Source organism: Chondromyces crocatus (assembly GCF_001189295.1).
Lineage (GTDB): Bacteria > Myxococcota_A > Polyangia > Polyangiales > Polyangiaceae > Chondromyces > Chondromyces crocatus.
Genome location: NZ_CP012159.1, coordinates 2,064,426 through 2,090,978 on the forward strand (window position 1 = coordinate 2,064,426; position 26,553 = coordinate 2,090,978).

The window sequence follows — 26,553 nt, forward strand, 5'->3', positions numbered from 1 at the left end:
CAGCCGAAGGCGAAGTCGTCGTCGAACGCGAAGGAGCGGCGCTGGGGGGACGCTCAGGGCTCGGCCGGAGCGAGAAACTGGAGCAAGCGCTCGTCCGGGTTCAGGCCGAGGTAGAGCAGCGCATCGAAGGCGCTGATGAACGCGCCGGCGACGATGCCGTCGTTGCGCGCATGGCGCTGCACCTGAAGCACGCCCACCGCGCTCTGCATGAGCAGCGCGTTCTGGCCGAAGTGGCTCATCGTGGCCTTCCGGAGCGGGGCGAACGCGACCTCGAACTCCGGGTCGTTCCGCGGGGGCGCCCGCCGTGAGTCGATGAGCAGCGACGTGCGGCCGCGGGGGATGCCCTGGAGGGTCTGGAGGACGCGCTCGAAGGTGCGGCGCAGATCGTCGAGCGTGTCGTAGTCCCTGCTCGTCCGGGTGATGAGCATCAGCCGGTGCTGCTCGGCGTAGCGGACGACGAGGTAGTCGTTGCGCTCCAGCTCGAACGCAGGGATCTCCGACGAGCGCGGTGGCGGCGTGGTGTAGGCGCTGGGAGGCAGGGTGTACGCGCGCGGCGGTGGCGGCGTGGTGGTGCCGGAGGGACGATCGGAAGGAGGACGCCGGCTGGGACCCGCGCCAGGGCGGCTGCCGTCGGCGGGGGGGATGAGGGTGCTGCCCGAGAGGCGGTTGCCATCGGCGTGCGGGTAGAGGGTGGGGTTGGAGGGGCGGCCACCGTCGGGCGGTGGCGTGGTGCCTCCGAGAGAATGGTCGGCAGAGGGTCGTCGTGTGGGGCGCGGGCCTCCTCGCGGCGGCGGCGAGTTGCTCATGCCGCGTCCTCCAGTCCGCGCGCGGTGCGCGGCGCGCGCGGCGTGCGTTCGAGCGGGGAGCGTTCCTCGCTGGAGCGGAGCGCACAGGCGGCCAGGATGCAGAGGGCGGGGGTCACGACCAGATGATACCGATCCTCGCCGAAGAACACTGCGTGTGTGAGCGCGACCGATGCGACAGCGAAGGCGAGGTAGCCAACCACGCCACCGTTGCGAGGACGGCCAGGGGTGGGGATCAAGGCGAGAAGGGGGATGGCCACGGCCAGCGGCCAGAAGGGGTGCTCGTCGGCGAGCGCCCCGTGGAGGCCGAGGCCGAGGACGAGCAGCAAGGCGGCGATCTGCGCGGCGAACCCGACGAACGCCCGGGTGGGCGCGGCCCGGCCCGGCCAGCGAGGTCGCGCCACGACGCCGAGGGCGGCGACCACGAGCAGGGCCCGGTGGGTGGTCGTGAGGACGCCGCGCCAGTGGGCCTTGCGTTCCTCGGGCCACGCCGGGGGGTTCGCCTCGCCGAGGTAGCCGACAGGAAAGGATTCGTGGTCGAAGGTGTACGCGAGCTTGGTCGGCATGAGCCCCAGCCACCGGATCGGATCCTCCTTTATCCAGTGGAGGCCAGCGTGCATCCAGCAGCGGTCCTGGTCGACCTGGCCGGTCACGACGGGGCAGCCGTCGGTGCCGCGCAGGGTCTCGAAGCGGCCGGTGGCGCGGGGGAACGCGCCGATCGCGAGGTTCCAGCCGCCGTTCGTGGAGACGAGGGCGCAGCCGTCCATGACCCGGCAGTTGCGCACGGTCCACGGGGTGATGACGAGCAAGGCGACGGCGAGGGTCAGGGCGGAGGCGAGGCCAGCGCGCGTGAAGGCCGCGGCACGAGAGAGGGCGGCGGGGCTCCGGGCGAGGGCGATCAGGACGAGCGCGGGTGCGCAGAGCAAGGTCTGCGGCCGGACGAGGGTGGTCAGGCCGAGGGCGATGCCCGCGAGGAGGGCGCCGCGCACGGGGCTCGGACGACGGAGGAGGTCGCGCAGGCGCGCCGTCCAGCGCCCGGCGCTCACGTCGGCAGGAGGGGCGGTGACGTCGCGCGCGAAGAGCCAGCCGGTGAGCAGCAACCCGAGGGCGGCGAGCGGCTCCGTCATCAAGACCGAGGCGTACAGGACGAGGCCAGGCGACAGCGCCGCGAGGACGGTGGCGAGGCGGGCGCGTCGGGGCGTGGTGGCGAGGCGCGCGAGGCGGTGGACGATGACGACGAGCAGGGCGCCGACGATGGCGCCTGCGATCGGGCCGACGTGCGGGCCGTCGCCGAAGATGCGGTAGATGATGCCGAGGAAGCCGCTGTAGCCGACGGGGTAGTGGCACCAGGGGTGCCAGATGGCCTGCCCGTTGACGATGATGTCGTCGGAGTAGCCGAGGCCTCTGGCGATGCGACGCGCGCCGAAGTCGTAGTAGTGGCCGTCCCAGACCGGCTCGCGCGCCCAGGCGATGGCAGCGTAGAGGCGCGGGGCGAGGGCGAGCACGAACGCCGCTGCCGAGAACGCGAGGTCGCGCTCGTGTGGGGTCGACCCGGGGGCGTGCTCAGCCATTCTTCGAGCGGGTGCCAGCGGAAAGCTCGCGCAGGCGGCGCATGTACGTCTTCGAGACCTGGGTGGGATCGAGCTTGAGGTACTTGGCGATCTCACGCACGAAGCCCTGCACGTACACGGTGGCGGGGAGATCGCCGACCGCCTCGTTTTCGAGGGCGCTCAGGTGGGTGATGGAGATCTTCGTGCGCTGCGCGACGTCGCTCAGCTCGATGCCCTGCGACTCGCGCACCTTGCGGAGCAAGGCGCCGTCGAACTGCGTCTCGGGGTTGATCTCGCGGGACAGCTCGGCCTGGAGCATGGCCAGCTCGGCGGCGGCGGCGGCGCTCTCCACGCGGCTCTGGCCGACGCGGCGGGGATCGTCCGAGTAGGTGGAGAGGTCGTACGCACGGCGGCGCACCGGATCGAGCAGGGTGTCGTGCGCCTCCTCGATGCGGGACTGCTCGCGGGTCAGCGTCTCCTTGCGCAGCACGGTGGCGACCGGGAGGCTGCCTTCGCGGAAGATGTCGCGCTGGCGCTTGTAGGCGCGCCGGATCTCGTCGTCGGCGGCGGTGCGGGCGACGCCGAGCGCGTCATAGAGGGTAGGGGGCATGGGCGGCCGGACGTTGACGATGGCGCGCTCCTGGTTGTCGGCAGGGCGGCTGTCGCGCGCGGCGAGCAGCGCGAGGATGCGCCGGGCCACACGCTCGACGTTGCGTGCGGCGCGCGAGGTGGGGCTCTCGACGAGGAGGGGCTGGCGGTGGCGGATGGTCAACCACACGGAGTCGTCGTGCTCGACGTGACCGAGGTAGTCCATCGAGATGCCGAGGAAGCGTTCGGAGACGTTGCTCATCGCCTGGCCGAGCTCGAGGTCGGCGCGGACGCGGGTCTGGCTGACCACGAGGCGCGGGTTGATGCGGGGGAGCTGCGCGGTGGCGAGCGCGGCGACGTTCTCGTCGAAGCGCTTCACCTCGGCGATGAAGTCCTTCGGTGTGGAGAGCGGGGGGAGAGACGAGGCGACCTTCTCGACGAGGCGCAGCTTGAAGCGCTCCTTCATGAGCGCGCGGCGGAGCGTGCGCTGGTAGAGCGCGCGGTAGAAGCGGTAGGTGTGCTCGACGGCGAGCGGCTCGGGCATGGTCACCGAGATGCCCACGTCGGCCCAGAGGTAGAGGTCGATGGTGGAGGAGCTCATCGACGGGCCGAGGTTGATCAGCACGTAGTCCACGTTCAGTTCCTGGATGAGCTTCATCCAGTACGCGGCGCGGCTCGGTCGGACGGGCGTGGCGCTGAGGGCGTCGAAGGCCGTGGGCACGAGCCGGAGCCCGGGGACGGTGGTCGCGACGGGCTCGGCGCGGCCCTCCTCGACGTCGGTGCGGCTCACGAGCGGCGGCGACTCCAGGCCGAGGGCGCCGTGCAGGCCGGTGCTGAACGGGTCGGTGTCGATGACCACGACCTCGCGCCCGAGCTGGGCGAAGTACACGGCGAGGTTGACGGTGAGCGTGGTCTTGCCCACGCCACCTCGGCCACCGCCGACGGCGATGACGCGGCGGGTGCGGGGGGCGCTGAAGGCGGGGAGTTCTCCCTGGAACTCGTAGTTTCCGGGCAGCGTCAGCTCGTCGTCCTCTTCGCCTGGGGGCGGCGGGAGCGTCGGAGGGACGGGCGGGCGGAGGGGATCGAACGGGGACGACAAGGCGCGTCACCGTGGTTTCTTGGTGCGCGTGGGTCAAGTCGCAGTTGACCCGTCAGTGCAGGAGGCGTGAGGGCTGCGTGGTGAGGGCGCGTCGCGCATGCGGAGGCCCGAGGCGAGCCCCGCGCTGCGCGAACACCCTCACTCGGCGAAGCAGGGTGCGTTGCCGCAGGGGTTGATCACCACGCCGTTCGTGCGGAGGAACTGGTCGATCTGCTCGCGCGCACCGGCCTGGAAGCGCGGGTGGTTGTGCGGATCCACGCCGACGCGGGGGGGCTGGTTGGTGGTGGGCGGAGGCGGCGTGCCGGTGTTGGTGCCGGCATTGAACGGGCCCGTGTCCCACACGAACATCGCCGAGCCCTGGAAGGGATAGCCGTCGATGGGCTGGATGCCGAAGTACGGCGTGGCGTCCTCGGACCGCCCGGGCGCGATGGCCGGCATGTGGATGCGCGCACCCATGGTGCGGGCCTGGATGTCGGCCGACCAGTGGGTGACCTGGTGATCGCCGAAGGCGACGTGCATCAGGACCTTGTGCGGCGGGGTGTTCGGCAGCGGGTCGTCGGTGAGGTGCGCGGCGTAGCCGTTGCCCTCCCCGCGATCCCAGAGCATCTGCATCGAGGAGAAGATGAAGCGACGGTCGAGCTCGTTGCCATAAGCGGCGTTCATGAGCGGCCGGAGCTGATCGAAGCCGATGGCCCGGTCGAGCAGGACGCTGTAGTTGATGCCGGGCACGCCGAGCACGCCGCGGGTGATGTCCTGTGCGACGGCGACGAGCGCCGCGCCGAGGATGCCGCCCTGGCTGATGCCGTAATAGAAGACGTCGCTCGTATCGATGACGGAGGTGTTCTCCGCGCCGTTCTGGAAGGCCGCGTGCGACCCGAAGCCCATCGGATGGATCAGAAGCCGGGCGAGGAAGAGGTTGTTGAGTAGCCCCTGCTGCAGCCGGTCCGCGAGGGTGTTCATCCGCGTGAAGTCGGTGACCAGGTTGGCGATGTTGAGCCCGTCGCTGCTGGCCATGCCGATGAAGTCGGTGGCGCAGAAGACGTAGTTGTAAAGGTTCGAGATGTCGCCGGTGGCCGAGGCCCCGTTGACCTGGCTGGCCGTGCCTTGCTGACCGTGACCGTAGAGCGCGGCGCGTCCCGGCGTGACGGGGGCGAGCGGATCGTTGCCGTCGGCGATCGCCGAGCGAGGGATGTTGCAGATGAAGTTCGCCTGCAGGGTCCCGTTGCCGTTGAACTGGTCAGGGAGACCGTCGTCGGGCTGAGCATAGTGGAACGAGGCGCCGGGGACGCCGTTGGCCTGGTTCAGGTAGTTGGGGACGGTGAACGTGCCCTGGATGCGGCGTGAGCGGTTCGAGTCCGGGTTCTGGGTGACGGTGGTGACGGTGAAGGCCGGCGCGGCCTGCCCCAGCTTGGCGAAGGCGTCGTCGCGGATGTGGAGCATGCGCTCGGTGAGGTTTTTCCGGCTGACGATGGTGAAGTCCCAGGCGAGGTAGAGACCCTCGCGCTGGATGCCTGCGGTGCCGAGGCGGCTGAAGAGGTCTTCCATGTGCTGGCGGCGGGACTCGAGCAGCTCGATGTCGGAGGGCGCACCGTCGCGGTAAACGGCGAAGGTCGGCGAGGGCTCGATGAGGTCGCCGTTCGCGCGGCGCAGGCCACGCAGCGCTGCGATGTAGCGGTGTCCTTCCTTGAAGTTGGTACCGGCGCGGATGATGAGTGCGCGCGTCGCGTCGGTGGTGGCGTAGGCGTCGAGTTCGGCCCAGACGAGGTGCCTCTCGCCCGTGTCGGCATCGATGACCACGACGGGCGCGTCGGGCTCGAGGGATCGCTCCATGTGGGTGATCCCGCCGATCCCGCTCCGCTGCAGGTCGAGCTCGGGAACCAGCGTGAGGAGCATCTGGCCGGGCGAGAAGCCGTCGTTGCGGTTCCACTCGGCCGGGTTCATGGGGACGTTGCCCGGGGTGACGACGGTGCCCGGCGGCTGGCCGAGGACGGCGGAGATGTCCACGGCGGCGTTGACCGGCATGGAGTCGACGCGCAGCGCGACGCGGCGGCCCGTCTCCGCGTCCTGGTCCGGGACGGTGAAGTAATCGTTGGGGAAGGGGAACAGGCAGTAGCCTGGATCGAGGGGATCGCAGCGGTCGGCGTTCCCGAGGTCGATGCTGCCCGGGTTGACGCTACAGCGCACGAGGACGTCGGTCACGTGGCTCTCCCCCGCGGTGCCCGTGCCGCGCACCACCCAGCAGCGCTCGTTGATGCCTTCGGGCTGGGCGGCGATGGTGACGTCGTAGGTGTCGCCGGCGGTGATCGGCGTCGGGAAGGTGAAGGGGCCGTCGGTGTCGAACGACAGGTCGTCGCCGCCGTTGTTCTGGATCACGAGGCGCGTGCCCTTCAACCCGACGACGGACCCGCCCACGGTGCGCTCCTCGTCGTCCGGCGGATCGGTCGTGGTCGTCGTGGTGCTCGTCGTGGTGGTCGTCGTGGTCGGAGGGTCGGGATCGTTGTCCGAGCCGCAGCCCGGAGCCACCGCGAGCAGCAGGGTGCAGGTTGCAATGAGTGAGGGTCGACGCAGGATCACCAGGGCCTCCAGTCAAGGTGGGAAGAGGTGGCGGAGGCTACCATGCTCGGCCCTGGATCCACCGCGCGCGTCGGCCTCGCCGCTCCCTCGGCGTGGAGGACGATCCAGACCTGGAAGCGGTCGAGGCGACGGCGGTGGGTTCAGAGCGGGGGGACGCAGAAGTGCGTGGAGAGGTCGATGCCACCCTTGTAGGCGACGTAACCCGCGGTGCGGCCAGCGGCGCACTGCGAGGCTGCAGAGGTGTACGGGATGCACATCGACTCGAGCGGACCGTCAGCGTCGTCGTCGTAGCAGACGCCGCGTCGCCCCGCGCCGCCGCAGTAGCCTGCGGAGGGGTTGTCGGCGCAGACCTCACCGGCGAGCGCAGGGTCGATGCCGCTGTTCTGGAGGATGGAGTGATCCAGGCAGAGGTTGTAGCCCCCGCCGCAGAGGGTCTGGGCAGGGCAGTCGGGCGCATCGGACTGCACATCACAGACCTGCATGCAGGTGGCGCTGCCCGCGGCGCCGAAACAGCGCAAGCCCAGCTCGCAGTCCGAGTCCCAGCTGTCGCTCCCCCGGGTGCAAGGATCGCCGATGCCTGCGGTGCCACCCGTGACGCACTGCCCGTCGGTGCCGATCGCGTTGAGCGGCATGCAGAACTGATCGGCCGGACAGGCGCCGTCGGCGTAGGGCACGCAGCCCCCGGGGAGGCGCACGTCGAAGGTCGCCTCTTCGACCCAGAGGCACCTGCCCTCGGGGACGAAGTCGTACAGCCTGGTGTCCGGATCCTGGGCGACCTCGCGCAGCTCCAGGTGGCGGACGACGCCCACGGTCTGGTGCGCGGTCACGCGCTCGGTGAGCTCGAGCTCTCCCGAGCGGGTCGTGAACCGCGTCGTGTACTGGCCTTCTTCATTACGGTCCTCCTGCAAGACGGCGCAGGAGGAGCAGTTCGGCACGAAGGTGGCCCGGAAGTTCGGGATGGCCATGTTCGGGTCGCCATCCATGGCGTGGACGCCGAGACCGAGGTCTCCGTCGTACAGGATGCGGAGCCGATCGAAGAGGGCGGGATCGCCGGAGAGGTTTTCGAGGGAGGTCGGCGTCCGGACCACCGGGACGCTGTCGTAGGAGTCGAACTGCGCCTGGAACTGGCTGACCAGGGTGATGCCCGTCAGCGAGAGGTCCTCGCAGTCGGCCGGCTTCACGGGGCCCTGTCCGCCAGCGCCACCGTCACCGCCCGTGGCTCCTGAGCCGCCGTCGCCAGCGCCGCCGTGGCCTCCCCCTCCCGTGCCCGTCGTGGTTGAGGTGGTCGTCGTCGTGCTTTGCGTGCCCCCCCCACCATCGTCCGAGCAGCCCAGGGCATTCACGGTGGAAGAGGCCACCGTCAAAGCGAATACCGCTGCTGTCACGCGATAAGCCCGTGTATGCTGTTCCGTTTCCCTCATGGGTTGGCGGTACCAGAGACCGACAGACGTCGTAAAGGCGGCTCGGTGCATGGCGGATACCGCGCTCGGGTCGTCGGCTCTCCGTCCTTGCGGGTGATGCTCCCCGTCGAGGGTGGTGCTCGACGCTCCGGTGGTTTCCGGCTACGCGATCGCCGTGGCCATCGTTCGACCTTTCAGCGCCTATCGACCTCCGCAAGCCCTCGCTTCGGACGTGGCGAGTCCGCCTTACGACGTGATCAACACGGCCGAGGCACGCGCGCTCGCCGAGGGCAATCCGCACAGCTTTCTCCACGTCACGCGGCCCGAGATCGACTTGCCGGAGGGCATCGACGAGCACGCTGACGAAGTCTACGCGCGCGGTGCGGACAACCTCACACAACTCATCGCACACGGGAGCCTGACGCAGGACCCGGAGCCACACCTCTACCTGTATGCCCAGAAGATGGGAAACCACCGGCAGATCGGCGTGGTGGGGTGTGCGTCTGTGGACGAGTACGAGCGCGAGATCATCAAGAAGCACGAGAAGACGCGTCCCGACAAAGAGGATGATCGGACCCGCCACATCGATGAGCTTTCGGCGCACGACGAGCCGGTGTTCCTGACCTACCGCGCAGACGAGGGCATCGATCGTCTCGTGGCCGAAGCCGTGGCGGGAATGCCCATCTACGATTTCACCACGCCCGACGGGGTGGAGCACCGCCTGTGGGTGCTCGGGCGCGAACTCTCGGCGGCACTCGAAGCGCGCTTCCTGGAGATCCCGACGCTGTACGTCGCCGATGGGCATCACCGGAGCGCAGCGGCCGCGCGGGTCCACCGGAAGCTTCGTGGCGATGGCCGAGAGCACGACGTCTTCCTCGCCGTGGTGTTCCCGCACGATCAGATGCAGATCCTGCCGTACAACCGGGTGGTGCGTGATCGCGAGGGACGCGGCCCCGAAGCACTGCTCGCGGCGCTCCAGGAGCGGCTCGACGTGACCCCGGCCGACAGCGGTGAGGCGGCGGCGCCGACGGGGCCGAAGTCCTTCGGGATCTACCTCGGTGGGCGCTGGTACGCCGCGAAGGTGCGCGCCGGGAGCTACGACGCCGCTGATCCGGTGGCGTCACTCGACTGTTCCATCTGTCAGGATCAGATCCTGGGCCCCGTCTTCGGCGTCGAGGATCCGCGGCGGGACAAGCACGTGGATTTCGTTGGCGGCATCCGAGGGATCAAGGAGCTTCAGCGGAGGGTGGACAGCGGAGAGATGTCGCTGGCCGTGCACCTGTACCCGACGCAGATCGAGGAGCTGTTCGCGGTGAGCGACGCGAGCCTGCTCATGCCGCCAAAGAGCACGTGGTTCGAGCCCAAGCTCCGCAGCGGGCTCTTCGTCCACGCCTTCTAGCGTGACGGCGAGGGGCGTCCGGTCGGGGCGCCCCTTGCACGAGACCGGATCCCTGCTGCGTGCGGGGTGAAGGGAGCGCGCATCCCCCAAACCCACCGTCGTCGAGTTCATGGTGCGATGACCATGAGGGCGTGATCTGGGACCATGACCTCGTGGTCGAGGATCATGAGGGCGTGGTGCGATGACCATGAGGGCGTGGTCTGGGACCATGACCTCGTGGTCGAGGACCATGAGGGCGTGGTGGGAGGACCATGAGGGCGTGGTCTGGGACCATGACCTCGTGGTCGAGGATCATGACCTCGTGGTCGAGGACCATGACCTCGTGGTCGAGGATCATGAGGGCGTGGTGGGAGGACCATGAGGGCGTGGTCTGGGACCATGACCTCGTGGTCGAGGATCATGAGGGCGTGGTGGGAGGACCACGAGGGCGTGATCTGGGACCATGACCTCGTAGTGGGAGGACCATGAGGGCGTGGTGGGAGGACCATGAGGGCGTGGTGGGAGGACCACGAGCTCGTGGTCATTCAGAGCAACGGCCTGGCGGGGGTTAGAGATGGGGCCATCTCGAACGCTTCGGTCCGTTCCTCATGCCCCTCGACCGTGCACCATGGCATCGCGCTCCTCGAGAAACGCGCATCCACCGCAGGTCATGGGACCGTCAGGGCTGCTGGGCGTGCTGACGGATGAGGCCCTCCTGCACCGTGGAGGCGACGAGGCGGCCGTCCCTGGAGAAGATGCGGCCGCGCACGATGCCGCGCGCGCCGTGTGCGGTGGGGCTCTCCATGACGTAGAGCAACCACTCGTCGACCCGGAAGGGCTGGTGGAACCACATGGCGTGGTCGAGGCTCGCGACCTGCATGCCCGGCGAGAGCCAGGTGACGCCGTGTGGGCGCAGGGCCGTGGTGATGAACGCGTAGTCCGAAGCGTAAAGGAGCAGGTAGCGGTGGAGGCCCGGATCGTCCGGGAGCGGCGCTGCGGCCTTCAACCACGCCGTGCGGCGCGGGGGGCGAGGCTCGGGCAGGAAGAGATCGGTGTCGGGGTCGAGGGGTCGGAGGATGAAGGGCCGCTCGGCGAGCGCGCGCTCGCGGAGCGGGCGCGGGAGCCGGTTCGCCACGGAGCTGACCAGCTCTTGCTCCGTGGGCAGCTCCTCTGGGGCGGGGACCTCCGGCATGGGATCCTGGTGCTCGAAGCCTTGCTCGACGGTCTGGAACGAGGCGGCCAGGTGGAAGATGGGCTTGCCGCCCTGGATGGCGACGACCCGCCGCGTGGTGAACGAGGCGCCGTCGCGGATGCGATCGACCTCGTAGAGGATGGGACGGCGCACGTCGCCAGGGCGCAGGAAGTAGGCGTGGAGCGAGTGGACCTGGCGCTCGGCAGGGACGGTCTGCACCGCCGCGGAGAGCGCCTGGCCGAGCACCTGGCCGCCGAAGACGCGGCCGGAGCCGATGTCGTGGCTCTGGCCACGGAACAGGTCTTCTTCGAGTCGTTCGAGGGCGAGCTGCTGGACCAGCTCCTGGAGCACGGTGGACACGAGGGGAGCCTACCACTCTGGCCGTGAAAGGGGCTGTCGGCACGAGTCGCGCAAGAGGTGCGCGCAAAGGTTTGATCTGGCGCTGCAAGGGGAGAGCGTGTGGCCTCGAACCCGCAGAGCGGCATCCTGCGTCTCGGCGCCGAGCTGAGCCTGCTGGAGGAGGCGCCGACGCTCAGCGTGTTCGAGTGACGGCCCAGTCGACCAGGATCTGGATCTTCTCGTTCGGGAGCTTCTTCTCGTAGCCAGGGGGTGGCATGGAGCCGTTGGTGACGCGCTCGAGGACGATATCGATGAGATCGACCATCGCGTCATAGGACTCGAGGGCCATCGGCGGAGCCCCTTGCGCCTTGTCGCCATGACAGCCGGCGCAGTACTCGTGCATGATCGGGCGCACGTCGGTCGCGAAGCTCAGGGGGGTGCCGAGCGCGAGCTTGCGCAAGGTGACGCGCGCTCCGGTCCAGACGTCGCCGAACTTGTCGACGGCCATGCGTCGCGGCTGCCCGGGGGACTCGGCCTGAGCCACGGCGTCCGGGCGCTCACCCGAGCGGATGCGCAGCACGTGCGAACCTGCGAGCGCGTAGAGGCGTTGCCGTGTGGTGTCGAGGGCGAACGCCTCCACGGGCACGGCGGGCTCTCCCTCGGGGGCGAGGGTGTAGACGGTGTAGCTCCCGTTCGGAGCGCGCTCCACGAGGCCTGCGTCGGAGGCAAAGTAGAGGAGCGACCCATCGCCGCACGCGAGGCTGTCGCAGGCGATGGCCGTCACGTGGCCGACGTCGTTCTGGAGGGGGAACGCCTTGCCGCTCGCCTTCACGACCTCGTACACCCGGCGGCCATAGGCGATGACGATGCGATGGCGCTGAGCCAGCATGGCGGTGGGGGCTCCGGTCTCGCCCTCGATGGTCCAGCGCACGGTGTCCTCTTCGCCGAGCTCGTAGGCGCCTTCGGTCGCGACGATGGCGAGGTGGCTTTCTGGCTCGTCGTTCTCGTCCTCGTCGGCAATGCGGGTGGTCATCCCGGTGATGGTGAGCGCGGCGAGCTCGGCGGAAGGAGCCGAGGGCTGGAGAGCGCCGCCAGCGGTGAAGAACCATCCGCGCTCGGCTGCGACCAGGACGCCGTCCTTGTAAGGAGTCATTGCCCGGATCGGGCCGGTCTCGCTGGGTAGCCCCGGGCCACCACCGACGATGGCGAGCCGGCTGGGTCCTCCGGTGGTGATTTCATAGACGGCCTTGGTGGTGCCGGCCGTCAGCAGGGCGCCATTCGACGCCATGGCCGAGGCATAGCCGTCGACCGGGTGCTCTTCACTCGCCGGCTCGTCATCATTGAACTCAGGCGCACCGTGGACGATGTGAAATTCCGGTCCGACGCTCCCGCTCGTATTCGGGTCCTTCTCGCCCCCGCCGCATCCAGCGACGGCCAGCAGCGTCCAGACGGCGAGTCTGCGTGTCAGGCATGCATTTCGGAGCACGACGCAACCTTATCAGGGAGTGAAGCCCGCGCGTGAGTCGTGAAGCGCTCGGTGCAGCGAGGGAGCGCGGTCGACTCGGGAGAGGAGCGGCCTCGGCTCGGCGGACCTGCGACCGGGGATTGTTTACGTAATGAGTGGGGAATGTCTTCGTGACGATGAGGTCCGGAGCATTGTTCACGTAACGAGTAGGGAATGTCTTCGCGACGATGAGGTCCGGAGCATTGTTCACGTAACGAGTAGGAAACATTGTCGTGACGGTTCTGAAGCAGGAGGTTGTCGCGCGTGGGCTCGTCACGACGCGTCGTATCGACGCGTGTCGCGATGCTCGTCGCGATGCGCGTCGCGTGGCGTGCGCAGGCTACGGCGATGCAGCGTGTCGAGCATCCGGAGCGCGAGGTTCCTGCTTGACGCGAGTACACTGCTCTGTTCGTGTAACGATAACGCCCGTACGAGTGTCTCGCCGTACGGCGCGGGTGAGAGCCGATCGCGAACATGATGAGTCATCGCTCCTGGCAGGCGCTCAGCTTTGCCCTCGTTACCTCTTTGTCTTCGTCGGCAATGGCCGAAGAAGATCAGTGCTATCTGCACCGTGAGCTGTCCGTCGAGCGTCAGCTCCGGCGGCTATCGCTCGACCTGCGCGGCGTCGTGCCCGACGTCGCGGAGTATGCGGCGGTCGAGGGCCTGGACGAGATCCCCGAGGCGATCGTCAAAACGTACCTGGAGAGCGACGAGTTCCGCATCCAGATGCGGCGACACCACGAAAATCTACTCTGGACCAATCCGAACGTCGCGCTGGCGAATGTGGGGTTCGCGCTGGGGTCGACCCGGTTCGCCGACACCACCCTCGTGTATCACGTCACCGCGGCGGGCACCTCGCGGCTCTATCGAGGTGGCGACGGTACGCATTACTGCCAGAATCGACCGCAGAGCGAGCTAGGGTATCAGCCGGATGGGCTCCCGGTGGCCGAGTCGATGGGGGTCGATGGGACCGGGGAGTTCTTCGCGGAGGGCTGGGTCGAGATCCATCCTTACTGGGAGGCGGACCCGAGCAAGACCATCAAGGTGTGCGCCTTCGACGCGCAGGCGACGACCGAGTACACGCTGCCGCCGGGAGACGTGGATGCCGGGACGCATACCTGCGACAGCCCCGTCTCGACGAAGTCGAAGTCGTGCGGCTGCGGCCCGGATCTGGCGTATTGCATGCTGACGAGCGTGGTGCAGCCCCAGGTGCTGGCCTCGATGCGCGAGCAGCTCCTGCGCCTCGTCGACGACTACACGGATGGAACCAGGCCTTACTCGGGGTTGATCTCGACGAAGCGGTCCTGGGTCAACGGGCCCCTGGCCCATTACTTCCACTATCTGGGCAGGCGGCAGACGTTCTCGCTCACGCAGAACATCCATCAACCGGCGGATGGCTTGCTCCCGGAGGTGCCTTATACGGCGGTCGACCAGTGGGTCGAGGTGGAGCGCGAGGCGCCGCACGCAGGCATTCTGACGCTGCCGGCCTTCCTGCTCCGGTTCCAGACCAACCGCGCCCGCGCCAACCGCTACCGCATCGCCTTCGAAGGGCAGCATTTTCAGCCGGCTGGCACCAAGGACACCGGGTGCGCGAAAGAGGGGGACGACCTGACCCAGCGCTGCGTCTGCAGGAGCTGCCACGTCACGCTCGAGCCACTCTCGGCGCATTTCGGGCTCTTCGTGGAGTCGGGCAGCACCGTGCTGAGCGATTTCGAGACCGAGTTCCCGACGGCGAGCGCGTGCGCGAATGGATATGCCCCCCGCAGTGCGGCCTGGTGCGCTCGGTACTACTCACCCGTGCCCGACGCGGTGGATCCCGACATTCGTCCCTATCGGCTGAAGGCCCTGGAGTACGACGATGCAGCTCATCCCCTCATCGGGCCCAACTTCTCCGCCGGGCCCGAGGGACTGGCGCAGAAGAACATCGAGAGCGGGCTGTTCCACGAGGTGGCGACGCGGAACCTGTTCGAGCTCTTGATGAAGCGGTCGCCAGACCTCGACCCGACGTCGACGCAAGGGGAGTCCAAGTTGATCCAGCAGCTCGCCGAGGAGTTCCGCGCGCACGACAACTTCAAGCTGCTGGTCGCGCGCCTCATCCAGCTACCGGCGTACCGGAGGATGCCATGAGCAAGCACGACCCGTCCCTCGTGGGACTCGCGGCGCTCCTCGCGTTCGCAGCGGGGTGCTTTCCGAACGGGGGATCGACGCCGCGCGACGAGGAGGAGCCTCCGTTCGTTCATCCCGGCGTCGGCGCCGAAGGGACGCCGGGGGAATCACCCGGTGATCTCGGCGGTGGAGCGCGGCCGGGGCAGTCTCGCTCGGTCCGACGCATGACGATCGACGTCCTGCAGGCTTCGATGGCGAGGGTCGCCGGGCGGGACGTGCACGGGAACCCCATCATCTGGCAGTTCAATGGCCGAGATGGTTTCAGCGACGGGGCCTTCGGGAGGGCGCTGGGCAGGCCGGACTTCCAGTCCTCCACGGAGGAGGGGACGGTCTCCAACGCGCTGTACCTGAAATTCGTGGGCGACGCGGCGCGCGATGTGTGCACGCAGATGGCGAAGAACGATCTGCTGAGGAACGACGCCTCGACGCGCTCGCTCTTTCCAGAGGCACCCTGGGACGGCGTGGCCACCGAGGCGCAGGTGACCCGCAACGTGCAGCACCTGCTCCTTCGCTTCCTGGGGCTGCGGGTGTCGGCCTCGGATCCGATGGTGCCCGCGCTGCGCGAGGTCTACCAGACGGGCGTCGACAGGTTCGCAGTGCCCGGGGGCGGGGGCGAGCTCACGCCGGCGGCCGAGGGGTGGCGCGGGGTCTGCGTCGCGCTGTTCGAGTCACCGCTGTTCCACAACGACTGAGGAGAACGAACGATCCATGAGCCACAAGGGCAAGGTCTCTCGCCGCGCGGCGCTCGGAGCGCTCGGGCTCGGGGCAGGTACGCTGCTCCTCGACGGTCTGCTCGGGCTGCGCCACGCGCGCGCCGACGTGAGCGATCCGGACAACGCGCCGCTGCTCGTGATGTGCGAGTTCGTCAGCGGCTGGGACACGCTTTACTGCCTGGATCCGCGGAACCACCACGATTTCGGTGAGCCGGCGGGCGGGATCTACACGGGCTTCGACCTCGTCACGGACGCGCAGACCAAGAACGTCATCGAGGCGACGGGGGGAACGGGGCTCGTTCGGCCGCCCGGGAGCAACGTGATCTACGGGCCCACGATGAGCAAGCTCGCGGAGGAGCACTTCGAGGACCTGTGCGTGGTGCGCGGGGTGAACATGGGGACGCTGACCCACGAGGTGGGGCGGCGTTACTTCCTGACCGGGAAGTTCCCGCGGGGGCTGGCCGCGTCGGGAAGTTCGCTGGAGACGTGGTGGGCTGCGGCTTCGGGGACCCTCGATCACCACGAGATCCCGAACCTCGTGGCCGGCGGGGCAGAGACGTACAACGAGGGGCTGACGCCGCTGGCGAGCGGGCTGCGGGTGCCGGGCTACAACGAGATGCTGCAGGTGCTGCGGCCGCTGAACGCCTCGGTGGCGCTGGACGGGAAGGTGGAGCAGGCGGCGGCGAAGTTCCATCACACGAACTCGTGCGTGCACCAGCAGCTCGACGCGCAAGGGCACCTGAAGACGCACCTGTCGGCGTGGGGGTCGGCGCAGACGCTGGCGAACGGGGGGCTGTGGAAGCACTTCGATTTCAAGGCGAACCCGCCCGCGGGGAGCCAGCTCGAGAAGCTGTACCAGGCCTTCAACGTCGACCCCACGAACCCGGCTGCGGCGCTCTCGGGGCGGCCGCGTGGGCAAGCGGCGCTCGCTGCGCAGGCGCTGGTGAACCGCATCTCCCAGGTGGTGCTGCTCCGGCTGGTGAACGTGACCGACGCGCACTTCGACGACGACTGGCCTTCGAACCATCCGGCGCGTCAGCGGCAAGGGTTCGACGCGGTGAGCGAGCTGATCACGTACCTCCAGACGACGGAGGACAAGAACGGGAAGTCCTTCTGGGACAGGACCACGCTGCTCTGCTTCTCCGAGTTCGCGCGCACGCCGCGCATCAACCAGCAGGGCGGGCGTGATCACCACCTGGCCTCGGCGTGCCTCGTCGCCGGCAACGGCATCCGCGGCAACCGGCTGGTGGGCGCGACCAAGGACACGAACTACGACGCGCGGCCCGTGAACCTGGAGACGGGCGCCCCCGACGACGAGATGGGGACGGTGATGAAGCCGTCGGATGTGCACGCGACGCTGCTGCACGCGGCCGGGTTGCCGTTCGATCACATCTCCAATCAAGAGCCGAAGATCATCAAGGCGATGATGACGAACCCCTGAGCGATCCTGCGCGCCGAGGGGGGCGCGCGGGATGCGAAGGGTGATCTCCTGCCGGGACGCACGTCACGTCGAGAGGTCGTCGCCAGCAGGGAGCGCTCCACACCGCGAGAGGCGCTCGCTGTGAGCGCTCCCGGGGGTTTTCGCGCTGTCGAGCGGCGGGCAACGCCGCCCCTGGAGATGCTCGCTGTTCCAGGGGCGCGAGGCGCTCAGCCGCCGGGCGCGACGACCCGCATCGGGGTCGCGTTGAAAGGCTGTCCACCGCCGAGCTGTGCCCAGGTGCTGGAGCCCCAGCAGAAGAGGCGTCCTTCGCTGGAGACGCCGCAGGTGTGCTCGTTGCCGATCGCGGCGGTGTCCCAGGGGGCCAGGCTGGGCACGCGCTGGGGGGTGTTGAAGGAGGTGAGGCTGCCGAGGCCGAGCTGTCCGTAGGAGCCCGCGCCCCAGCAGTAGAGGTCTCCGTTCGTCTTGAGCGCGCAGGTGAAGAGCCCCTGGCCCAGGAACGGGCGTGCCCAGTCGCTGTCCTGACCGACACGGGTGGGCTGGGTCAGGGGGTTCACGGCGTTGCCGATGCCGGCCTCGCTGTTGGCGTTGCGGCCCCAGCACCAGAGGCTGCCGTTCGTGTCGACGCCGCAGGTGTGGTTGGCGCTGATGTCGACGGCGGCCCAGGGGCCTCCGTCGACCAGCGTGGGCGTGTGGACCGGCGAGGTGGTGTGACCGAGGCCGAGCTGGCCGCTGCCGTTCCCGCCCCAGCAGTGGAGTGCGCCGCTCGCGCGCAGCCCACAGGTGGTGTCGCCGTGGGCGACGACGCTCGTCCAGTCCGTCGCGGCGGCGGGGAGCGCGCGCACGGGCTGCTGCCTCCCGGTGAGGGTACCGTCGCCGAGCTGGCCGCTGGCATTGCGGCCCCAGCACCACAGCGTGCCGTCCTGGCGTACGGCGCAGGCGTGGTTGTAGCCGGTGGCGATCTCGACCCACGGGACGTCGATGGGCACGGGCAGGACCACGGGGGCCGGCGAGGTCTGTGCGCCCAGGGCTGCGCCGTTGCCTTGCTCGCCGTTGTTGTCCCAGCCCCAGCAGAGGGGCTGATCGAGGCCGCTCTCGTCGGCGATGCCGCAGGTGTGGGTGCGTCCGAGGGCGATGCGCTTCCAGACCTTGCCCGCGCCGATGGGCGTGGGCTCGACGCGGGTCACGGTGGTGGCATCACCGAGGTGGCCGTACGCATTGCGACCCCAGCAATACAGATTCCCCGCGCCGCGGAGGCCGCAGCCGTTGTCGAGCTGGACGGCGATGGTGGTCCAGTCGGTGGCGGACCCGGCGGGCGTGGGCGTCGTGCGATCGGAGGAGAAGCCCAGGCCCGTGGCGCCCCGGCTCGCCGAGCCCCAGCAGGAGAGGCGTCCACCTTCCTGCACGCCGCAGGCGAAGCGGAGGCCGCTGGCCACGGTGAGCCAGTCGGTGTCTGCACCCACCTGCGCGGGCGTGGGGAGGGGTCCCTCCGCGCCTGGCTGGGCGGTCTGGCCGAGGCTCCCTTCGCCCCAGCACCAGAGGCTGCGATCGGCGCGGAGCGCGCAGGCGGCGTGCTCGCCTGCGTCGATGCGGGCCCAGGTGGTGTCCTCGTCGACGCGCTGAGGCAGCGTGAGGGTGACGGGGAGCTGCGCGCCGTTGCCTGCCTGTGCGAGCGCGTTCGTGCCCCAGCACCAGCGGGAGCCGTCGAGCTTCACGCCGCAGGCGTAGCCGCCGCCCGTGGACACCTGGGCCCAGTCGGTAGCAAGGGTGGCCTCGCGGGTCGGTGTGGGGCGGGTGCCCGCGCTGGTGTTGTCGCCGAGCTGGCGGCTGGTGTTGAGGCCCCAGCACCAGAGGGTGTGGTCGTCGCGTACGCCGCAGGTGAACTCGTTGCCCGCCGAGACGTCGAGCCAGTGGTCGGTACCGACCTGGACTGGCTGGTTGCGGTTGGTCGTGGTGCCGTCGCCGATCTGGCCACGGATGTTGTAGCCCCAGCAATACAGCGCGCCGCTCTCGCGGATCGCGCAGGTGTGTGCCGAGCCGGATTCGAGGGTCACCCAGTCGTCGATGCCGCCCGTGAGGAGGGTGGGGGCGTTGCGGTTGGTCGCGGTGCCGTCGCCGAGCTGGCCGGAGCCATTGGTGCCCCAGCAGAGGATCCGGTGGGCCTCGTTGAGGGCGCACGTGAACGAGCCGCCTGCGACGACGCGCGTCCAGTCCCTCGCGCCACCCACGGCCATCGGCTTGACGAAGAAGGGGTCGGCCGTGCCCGTGCCGACCTGGCCGCTCGTGTTGTGGCCCCAGCACCACATCGTCCCATCCTGGCGGATGGCGCAAGCGTGGTACTGGCCGGCGGCGACCGTGAGGTACAGGGGTTCGCAGGTGCGGCCGTCACCGGTCGTCCCGCTCGGGCACGAGCACGAGAAGCTGCCAGGCTCGTTGGTGCAGGTGGCCAGGGGGTCACAGTCGTCGAGGAGAGACGCGCACTCGTCGATGTCCGTGCAGGTGCGGCCGTCGCCTTCGTAGCCCGGGTGGCAAGCGCACTCGTAGAAGGCGCTCGTGTCGATGCAGTCGGCGTTGGCGGCGCAGGTGTGCGTCCCCTCGGCGCACTCGTCGATGGCGAAGGGGTCGTCGACGCCACCTGCGCCGGCTGCACCACCCGTCCCTCCACCGCCGGTCGGCGCGCCACCGCTGCCCCCATCGTCGCCGCCACAGGAGGACACACAGAGGATCGACAGGACCAGCCAGGCGCGGCCCAAGGTTCGCTTCGTGATCACCGTGCTCGTTCTCCTCGCTTCCGTGCTGGAAACGTCACTGTTTGGCCGCCGCGATGCGGACGGGGGTGCCGGCGAAGCCATCGCCGCGCGCGTTCTGGCCGTTCTCGCCCGAGCCCCAGCAGCGCAGCGCCCCGCCTGCGCCGAGGCCGCAGGCGTACGAGAAGCCGAGGTGGATGGCCGTCCAGTCCGGCGCGCCTGCGAGCGCGAAGGGGACCCGGCGCTGTGTGGTGTCGCCGAGGCCGAGGTGGCCGGTGCCGTTCACGCCCCAGCAGGAGACTGCGCCGCTCGCTCTGCGTGCGCAGGTGCTGGCGTTGCCGGCGGTGACCTCGACCCAGTCGGTGTCGGCGCCGACCTGCACGGGCGCGGGGCGGTCGGTGGTGGTGTTGTCGCCGAGCTGCCCGTTCGCGTTGCGGCCCCAGCACCAGAGCGAGCCCTCTTCCTTGATCGCGCAGGTGTGGTTCACGCCAGCGGTGAGGGCGGGGCGCCAGCCGGTGCTCAGCAGGGTGGGCGTGTAGCCGTTCTTGCCTGCCGGGTTGCCCGCCGTGCCGACGCCGAGCTGGCCTTCGTTGTTGCGGCCCCAGCAGTGGAGGGAGCCGTCGTTGCGTGTGGCGCAGGTGTGGTACTGGCCGGCGGCGACGGCGGTCCAGCCGGCGGTCGGGAGGACCTCGCGGAGGGAGCCCGTCTGGGGGTTGGCCTCCGCGCCCGTCTGGTAGTTGCCGTTGCGGCCCCAGCACCAGAGCGTGCCGTTGGTGGCGATGGCGCAGTTGTGATCCTCGCCCGCCGTGAGGGTGCTCCACGAGAGGCCGGCGTAGGGCTTGGCTTGCGTGAGGATGGGCTCGAAGGTGGACCCGGGGACGGTGTTGCCGCGGCCGAGCTGGCCGCTCGAGTTGCGGCCGCTGCAGGCGAGCTGTCCGGCGCTGGTGATGCCGCAGGTGTGCTGTCGACCCAGCGTGGCGCGGGTGAACGTCGAGGCCGTGGTGGCCTGGGTGGGGCCGGCGCGGCTCGCGGTGTCGTCGACGCCGAGCTGACCCGACTCGTTGTTGCCCCAGCAGTGGAGGGTGTCGTCTTCGTGGATCGCGCAGCCGGACTCCCCGTACGCGGCGACGTGCTTCCACGTCTCGCCGGAGACCGGGGTGGGTCGGGTCTCGAGGCTGTTCTTTCCATCGCCGAGCTGGCCGTGGAGGCGCGAGCCCCAGCAAGCGACGTGGCCTTCATCGTCGAGTGCGCAGGAGTGGGTGGTGCCGAGGGCGACGTCGACCCACCTGCGGCCGACGGCGGCCTCCTTCGGATGAGGGGTGGTGACGAGCGCTGGCTGGCCTCCTGCGATCTGTGCGGCCTGGTTGCGACCCCAGCAACTGAGGGTGTCCGCGGTGTCGATGGCGCAGACGTGGGAGAAGCCGGCGCGCACCACCTTGAAGGTGGTCTCGGGAGCGATGTGGACCGGCGTCGCGCTCGACTGGAGGACGCCGTTCGCGAGCTGGCCTTCGACGCCGCGACCCCAGCAGAACAGCCGCCCGTCGCTCTTCAGGGCGCAGGTCGTGGGTCCGACGGCGACGGCCGTCCAGTCGGCGTCCATCGCGTCGGCGGAGGTCTCCACGAGGGAAGGGGCGGCGACGGTGCCGCCTCCCGCCCTGGCGATCTGGAGGTCGCTGTTCTGGCCCCAGCAGTACAGGCGCCCGTCTTGCTTGAGGGCGCAGGTCGACTCCCGGTTCGCGTCGACGAGGCGCCAATCGTTGTCCGGTGCGCTGGCGAGGGGGTCGACGCTGACGCGGACAGGGGACAGCTCCTGCACGACGCTCGCGCCGAGGCCGAGCTGGCCGGCGTTGTTGCGGCCCCAGCAGGAGAGGGTGCCGTCGCTCTCCACGGCGCAGGCGTGCTGTTCGCCGGCGGCGACGCGGGTCCAGGTGCGGTCGAGGCTGACGTACGCGGGCAAGGACTGGTTGTCGAGGGTGCCCACGCCGAGCTGTCCGACGTTGTTGGCGCCCCAGCACCACAGGTTCCCGTTCTGCTTGATGGCGCAGGTGTGTGCTGCGCCCGCGCCGAGCCGTTCCCAGTTGCTCGCCGCGCCGGCCCGTACGGGCGCTGGCTGGCTCGCGCCGAGGCCGTTCCCGAGGCGGCCACTGCCGCCGGCGCCGAAGCACACGATCGCGCCGTCCATGCGGAGGGCGCAGGCGTGGTAGGTGCCGGAGCTGAGGGCGGTATAGCGCGCCTCGCAGCCCGTGTACGGGTCACCGACCGTGCCGGAAGGACAGGCGCAGGTGAAGCCGCCTTCGGTGTTGGAGCAGGTGGCGCTCGGGTGGCAGTCGTCGAGGCGATCGAAGCACTCGTCGATGTCCTCACACGACTGGCCATCCCCCAGATAGCCCTCGTCGCAGACGCAGGCGCCATCGGGGCTGCAGCTCGCGTTGTCTCCGCAAGGCTCGCAGGGCGAGACCTCGTCGCCTCCAGCTCCTCCGGTCCCTCCGCCCTGACCTCCCGAGCCACCGGGAGAGAGTGTTCCCCCTTCGCCGGGGTCGGGACTCGGTTCACCCCCGCCACAGGCGAGGGCACTCCAGGTCAGAGGAAGGAAGGCGGCAATGAACCATCGCCGTGGCGTGCCGAGGCAGCGGGCAAATCGGGGCATCCTGGTTATCGGCGATGCTACGGGGAGGGCAAAGCGTGTCAATAGCGGGACTCCCCGCCATCCGACATTGCTGCCGTCATCCCATCGTCACCTGTTGGACGCAGGCGGCAGGTCCAGATGCAGACGAGAGGTCCAGATGCGGCCATCGGGTGGCGAGCCCGGGAGTGGTCACGGACCATGCCCCGTGGTACTGCCGCTGGCACTGGAGCTCTTAAAATGCTGGTGACGGAGCGGCGTTCGACTTGGTTCCGGATCCTCTTCAAATACCGCGGCACGGCCTTCGCTCGCATGCGCGGAAGGCTGGCCTACAGCACGCTGCTGGCCGTGGCGGTCACGTTCGTCGACCTGAAGTTCGGCTATTTCCACCCCGACCTCACCGTCATTCCGTTCACCCTCGTGGGGCTCTCGCTGAGCATCTTCCTCGGGTTCCGGAACAACACGAGCTACGACCGGTTCTGGGAGGGGCGCAAGCTATGGGGGCAGCTCGTCAACACGAGCCGGACATTGACCCGGCAGCTTCTCACCTTGATAGCGGCTCCGGGGGGAGATGCCGGCACCGCCGACACGGACGCCATCAGCGAGTTTCGGCGTGAAATGGTTTATCGATTGATCGCCTTCGTGCATTGCTTTCGCATGCACCTGCGCGATCAGGACAAATACGAAGAGCTTCGAGAGCTGCTCTCTGCAACGGAGCTGGAGAGTCTGAAGCCGGAACTCAACAAGCCCAATGCCATCGTTCAGGCCATGGGCTTCCGGCTGAGGGATGCCTGGCAGCGTGGATGGATTCATCCCATGCACGTCCCCATTCTCGAGCAGAGCTTGACGAGCTTGACCGACATCCAGGGCGGGTGTGAGCGTATCAAGAGCACGCCGATTCCGTTCTCGTACACGTCGCTCATTCACCAGATCGTCGCTCTCTACTGCATTGCCTTGCCTTTCGGCATCGTGAAGACGGTGGGGCTCTTCACGCCGGTCGTGGTCTGCATCGTGGCGTATGCATTTTACGGTCTCGATGCCATTGGCGACGAAGTGGAGAATCCCTTCGGTCTCGATCCGAACGATCTGCCGCTCTCGTCGCTGAGCCGGATGATCGAGGTGAACTTGCGGCAGCGCCTCGGAGAAACGGAACTCCCTCCTCTGCTCAAGCCCAAAGGCGGGCTGCTGTCCTGAGCTGATTGGCGGCCCGTCGTCGCATCGTGGCACCTTCCATTGACGCGGCCGGGACGCCGACGCAGCGTCTCGTGCGAGGAGGATCGAAATGGGCGCGAAGAAGATCCTGATGTTCGTCGGCGATTACGTCGAGGATTACGAGGTGATGGTGCCGTTTCAGGCGCTCCAGATGGTCGGGCACGTGGTCCACGCCGTGTGCCCCGACAAGAAGGCTGGGGACAAGGTGCGGACGGCCGTTCACGATTTCGAGGGGGACCAGACGTACTCGGAGAAGCGGGGGCACGACTTCGTACTGAACGCCTCGTTCGCGAGCGTGAAGCCCGAGGACTACGACGCGCTGGTCATCCCGGGGGGGCGCGCGCCCGAATACTTGCGGCTCGAGGGTCGGGTCATCGAGGCGACTCAGCACTTTTTTCGCGCCAGCAAGCCGATCGCGGCGATCTGTCATGGGGTTCAGCTGCTGGCGGCGACGGGCGAACTTTCGGGGAGGCGCTGCTCTGGATATCCCGCCTGCGCGCCCGAGGTGCGCCTGGCGGGGGGCGTCTATGTCGACGTGCGCGTGGACGAGGCGGTCGTCGACGGGAACCTGGTGACGGCGCCGGCGTGGCCCGCGCATCCGGCGTGGCTGGCGCGTTTTCTCGAGGTGCTCGGCACCCGCATCGCTTGAGGGCTCTTCACCATCGGAGCCTTGACGTCCCGCGGCGGTGAGGGTCTGGCTAGGGGCGATGTCCACCACCGTGAGTGACACCCTGCGGGATGTGCCCGTCCTCGTGACCGGCGCCAGCGGATTCATCGGCGGCCGGCTCGCCGAGCGTCTCGCCGTCGAGGCGGGCGCGCGCGTCGTCGGGACGGGGAGGAACTTCCGGGACGAGGCCAGACTCCGCGCGGCAGGCGTCGAGCTCGTGAAGGCAGACCTCCGTGACCGGGACGCGATGGCGCGTCTGTGTCAGGGAAAGCAGGTGGTCATCCACCTTGCCGCCTGGGTGCAGCGAGGTCGTGGCGGCGAGGCAGAAGCGCACGCGATCAATGTAGACGCGACGCGGATGCTGGCGGAGGTCGCGGCGGCGGCTTCCGTCCAGCGCTTCGTGCTGGTGAGCACGGTCTCCGCGTACGGCGTCCCCTCGGTGGACGACATCGACGAGACCGTCCCTCTCGACTTCGCGCAGGTCGATCTCTACGGCCGGACCAAGGCGCTCGGAGAGCAAGCGGCGCAGGCCGTGGCGAAGCGGACCGGGCTCGCGCTCTCGGTGATCCGTCCCGCGATGGTCGTGGGGCCTGGCTCCCCCGGCTGGACCGTCGGGATGCTGCGGCTCGTGCAGCGCGGGGTGCCCGTGCTCTTCGGTGACGGGAGCGGGTTTGCCTATCCGGTCTACATCGACGATGTGGTGGACGCGATCCTGCTCGCGGCGACCAGGCCCGAGGCCGTCGGGGAAGCCTTCAACGTGAGCGGTCCGTCCGTCGACTGGGCGACCTTCTTCGGGCACTACGGCCGCATGTGCGGCAAGCGCCCGCGGAAGGTGCCGATGGCGATCGCCCGCGCGATCGCGTGGGCCAACGAGCGGGTGAAGCTCGGCATCCCACTCACGACCGATCGCTTGAAAATCTACGTTCGTCGCCTGCGTTACCCGACCGAGAAGGCGGAGAGGTCGCTCGGGTGGACGGCGAAGGTCTCGCTCGACGAGGGGATGCGGAACAGCGAGGCGTGGCTCCGATCCGAGGGCCTGCTGCATCCCTGAGGAGAACGCCCCATGACGATCCCGCTCTGGTGCCTGCTGGCTGCCGTGATCTTGCCCTACGTGTGGCAGGTCCCCGTCGTCGCAGCGCGTCGACGACAGTTCGAGAAGCTCGACAACAACAATCCGCGCCAGCAAGTCGCGCAGCTCCAGGGCGTGGGAGCGCGCGCGTATGCAGCGCAGCAGAACGCATTCGAGGCGCTCGCCGTCTTCGTGCCCGCCGTGCTCGTCGCGCACGTCACGCACGCCGACCCATCCCAGTCCGCAGCCCTGGCGCTGGTCTGGGTCGTCTGCCGTGTGCTTCACGGCGTTCTGTACCTCGCGGATGTGGCCGCCGTCCGCTCCCTGGCCTTCGGGTTCGCGTTCCTCGCGGCGATCGGGCAGTTCGTGATCGCGGCCATGGCGAGCGGCGCCACGCCCTGATGCACGCGGCCGGTGACTTCGCCCGCTTCTCGATGCAACGACGTCAGGCCCGAAGCGGCGAGACATGCCAGATTTCCCGAGTGGATCGCGGGGTGGTGGGGCCCCGACGAGCTTTGCTCGGCGGGGCGGCGGGGGCGCGTGCCCCTGCCGTGTGAATGAGGCGAGGTCAACCCGGCGTCTGGAGGCGCCAGCTGGTCATGCGCAGCCGGGAGAGCGCTGGTTCATCCAGCCGGTAGAGGACGTCGAGAAGGTGCATCTGAAGGCTCCCGGGGCCTTCCGAGCGCTCGGCGGCGATCTCGCCGGCGATCCCGAGGACTGCCATGGCCTGCGCCGCAGCCCGAAGGGGATCGGGCTGCACGGCCAGAAAGGCCCCGATGAGCGCGCTGGCCGTGCATCCGAGTCCGGTGACCCGGGTCATCATGGGGTGTCCGTTCGCCACCTCGATGACCTGTTCACCGTCCGTCACATAGTCCACGGCGCCGCTCACCGTGACCACGCAGCCATGCGCCCGCGAGAGGGCTGCCGCCGTCTCCAGCGCGGAGCTGGAGGCCTCGGTGCTGTCGACGCCCCGGGTCGTCGCCTCGTTCTCTGCCACGAGCGCGAGGATCTCGGAGGCGTTGCCGCGGAGCACGGTGGGCCTCAGCCCGAGCAGGGCGCGGGCCGTACCCGTGCGGAGCGACGTGGCCCCTGCACCCACGGGGTCGAGGACCCACGGCACCCCCAGGGAGCGCGCCTGCGCGGCCGCGAGGCGCATGCCCACGATCCAGGGGGGAGAGAGGGTGCCCAGGTTGATGACCAGCGCCTGCGCGAGGGAGGCCAGTTCCTCGACCTCCTCGCAGGCATGGGCCATCGCCGGCGACGCACCGATGGCGAGCAGCGCATTGGCTGTGCTGTTCATGACCACGAAATTGGTGATGTTGTGTACGAGCGGGGCTCGGGTCCTGAGCTCGCTCAGCGTGTTCGACAGTTCTGCGATCTGGCTCATGAATCAGGTTCTTCAGCGCTCGAGAGAGGACATCAGAGCGCTTTGCCGACTGTCAAGCCGCCGGCCGCAGCGTGGGCCGTACCATCGAAGCTCGTCGTGAGCGC

The 26,553-nt window shown here is 69.1% G+C and carries 18 protein-coding genes; 8 read left to right on the forward strand and 10 right to left on the reverse strand.

Features of this window, described 5'->3' with window-relative positions; all coding sequences use genetic code 11:
* Positions 1 to 53: 53 nt before the first annotated feature.
* The 5 genes from CMC5_RS07735 to CMC5_RS46415 form a co-directional block, all read right to left on the reverse strand.
* Positions 54 to 806: a hypothetical protein gene (locus CMC5_RS07735; RefSeq protein ID WP_050429797.1), complete on the reverse strand. Its 753-nt coding sequence runs from the start codon at positions 804 to 806 to the stop codon at positions 54 to 56.
* Positions 803 to 2,374, reverse strand: a complete 1,572-nt coding sequence (locus CMC5_RS07740) for a glycosyltransferase family 39 protein (protein ID WP_156338337.1) — start codon at positions 2,372 to 2,374, stop codon at positions 803 to 805. Before CMC5_RS07740 ends, CMC5_RS07735 begins: the two co-directional genes overlap by 4 nt.
* A complete protein-coding gene (locus tag CMC5_RS07745) occupies positions 2,367 to 4,040 on the reverse strand; it encodes a helix-turn-helix domain-containing protein (RefSeq protein ID WP_050429798.1) in 1,674 nt (557 codons plus the stop codon). Before CMC5_RS07745 ends, CMC5_RS07740 begins: the two co-directional genes overlap by 8 nt.
* A gap of 138 nt (positions 4,041 to 4,178) precedes the next feature.
* Positions 4,179 to 6,614 (reverse strand): hypothetical protein, encoded by a 2,436-nt coding sequence (locus tag CMC5_RS07750; RefSeq protein ID WP_050429799.1) that lies wholly within the window; start codon positions 6,612 to 6,614, stop codon positions 4,179 to 4,181.
* A gap of 140 nt (positions 6,615 to 6,754) precedes the next feature.
* A complete protein-coding gene (locus tag CMC5_RS46415) occupies positions 6,755 to 7,972 on the reverse strand; it encodes a hypothetical protein (protein ID WP_050429800.1) in 1,218 nt (405 codons plus the stop codon).
* 217 nt (positions 7,973 to 8,189) lie between these two features.
* On the opposite strand from CMC5_RS46415, the gene CMC5_RS07760 reads away from it, so the two are divergent.
* Entirely contained in the window at positions 8,190 to 9,413 is a 1,224-nt protein-coding gene (locus tag CMC5_RS07760) for a DUF1015 family protein (RefSeq protein WP_050435770.1), read from the forward strand.
* Between the two features lie 658 nt (positions 9,414 to 10,071).
* Here the strand turns inward: CMC5_RS07760 and tesB are convergent.
* Positions 10,072 to 10,944, reverse strand: coding sequence for an acyl-CoA thioesterase II (tesB, locus tag CMC5_RS07770; RefSeq protein ID WP_050429802.1), 873 nt, complete (start codon positions 10,942 to 10,944; stop codon positions 10,072 to 10,074).
* Positions 10,945 to 11,116: 172 nt separating this feature from the next.
* Complete coding sequence (locus CMC5_RS07775) at positions 11,117 to 12,409, reverse strand: c-type cytochrome (RefSeq protein ID WP_050429803.1); 1,293 nt, start codon at positions 12,407 to 12,409, stop codon at positions 11,117 to 11,119.
* Positions 12,410 to 12,901: 492 nt separating this feature from the next.
* On the opposite strand from CMC5_RS07775, the gene CMC5_RS07780 reads away from it, so the two are divergent.
* The 3 genes from CMC5_RS07780 to CMC5_RS07790 are packed head-to-tail and all read left to right on the forward strand — an operon-like array spanning position 12,902 to position 16,747.
* Positions 12,902 to 14,554, forward strand: a complete 1,653-nt coding sequence (locus tag CMC5_RS07780) for a hypothetical protein (RefSeq protein ID WP_156338339.1) — start codon at positions 12,902 to 12,904, stop codon at positions 14,552 to 14,554.
* The gene (locus CMC5_RS07785; protein ID WP_050429805.1) at positions 14,551 to 15,285 is read left to right on the forward strand and encodes a hypothetical protein; all 735 of its coding nucleotides are present in this window, start codon (positions 14,551 to 14,553) and stop codon (positions 15,283 to 15,285) included. The genes CMC5_RS07780 and CMC5_RS07785 overlap by 4 nt, the downstream gene beginning before the upstream one ends.
* 16 nt (positions 15,286 to 15,301) lie before the next feature.
* Positions 15,302 to 16,747, forward strand: a complete 1,446-nt coding sequence (locus tag CMC5_RS07790; RefSeq protein WP_050429806.1) for a DUF1501 domain-containing protein — start codon at positions 15,302 to 15,304, stop codon at positions 16,745 to 16,747.
* 206 nt (positions 16,748 to 16,953) lie between these two features.
* Here the strand turns inward: CMC5_RS07790 and CMC5_RS07795 are convergent, their stop codons facing one another.
* Together CMC5_RS07795 and CMC5_RS07800 are read right to left on the reverse strand one after the other, a co-directional pair.
* Positions 16,954 to 19,515, reverse strand: coding sequence for an RCC1 domain-containing protein (locus CMC5_RS07795; RefSeq protein ID WP_050429807.1), 2,562 nt, complete (start codon positions 19,513 to 19,515; stop codon positions 16,954 to 16,956).
* A 34-nt stretch (positions 19,516 to 19,549) separates the two neighbouring features.
* Complete coding sequence (locus tag CMC5_RS07800; protein WP_050429808.1) at positions 19,550 to 22,138, reverse strand: RCC1 domain-containing protein; 2,589 nt, start codon at positions 22,136 to 22,138, stop codon at positions 19,550 to 19,552.
* Between the two features lie 177 nt (positions 22,139 to 22,315).
* On the opposite strand from CMC5_RS07800, the gene CMC5_RS07805 reads away from it, so the two are divergent.
* From CMC5_RS07805 to CMC5_RS07820, 4 genes are all read left to right on the forward strand, one after another.
* Positions 22,316 to 23,308 (forward strand): bestrophin family protein, encoded by a 993-nt coding sequence (locus tag CMC5_RS07805; protein ID WP_218920238.1) that lies wholly within the window; start codon positions 22,316 to 22,318, stop codon positions 23,306 to 23,308.
* An 88-nt stretch (positions 23,309 to 23,396) separates the two neighbouring features.
* Positions 23,397 to 23,975, forward strand: a complete 579-nt coding sequence (locus CMC5_RS07810) for a DJ-1/PfpI family protein (protein ID WP_050429810.1) — start codon at positions 23,397 to 23,399, stop codon at positions 23,973 to 23,975.
* A gap of 58 nt (positions 23,976 to 24,033) precedes the next feature.
* Complete coding sequence (locus tag CMC5_RS07815; protein ID WP_050429811.1) at positions 24,034 to 25,044, forward strand: NAD-dependent epimerase/dehydratase family protein; 1,011 nt, start codon at positions 24,034 to 24,036, stop codon at positions 25,042 to 25,044.
* 12 nt (positions 25,045 to 25,056) lie between these two features.
* The gene (locus CMC5_RS07820) at positions 25,057 to 25,464 is read left to right on the forward strand and encodes an MAPEG family protein (protein ID WP_050429812.1); all 408 of its coding nucleotides are present in this window, start codon (positions 25,057 to 25,059) and stop codon (positions 25,462 to 25,464) included.
* 166 nt (positions 25,465 to 25,630) lie between these two features.
* Here the strand turns inward: CMC5_RS07820 and thiM are convergent, their stop codons facing one another.
* A complete protein-coding gene (gene thiM, locus CMC5_RS07825) occupies positions 25,631 to 26,449 on the reverse strand; it encodes a hydroxyethylthiazole kinase (protein ID WP_050429813.1) in 819 nt (272 codons plus the stop codon).
* Positions 26,450 to 26,553: the final 104 nt, after the last annotated feature.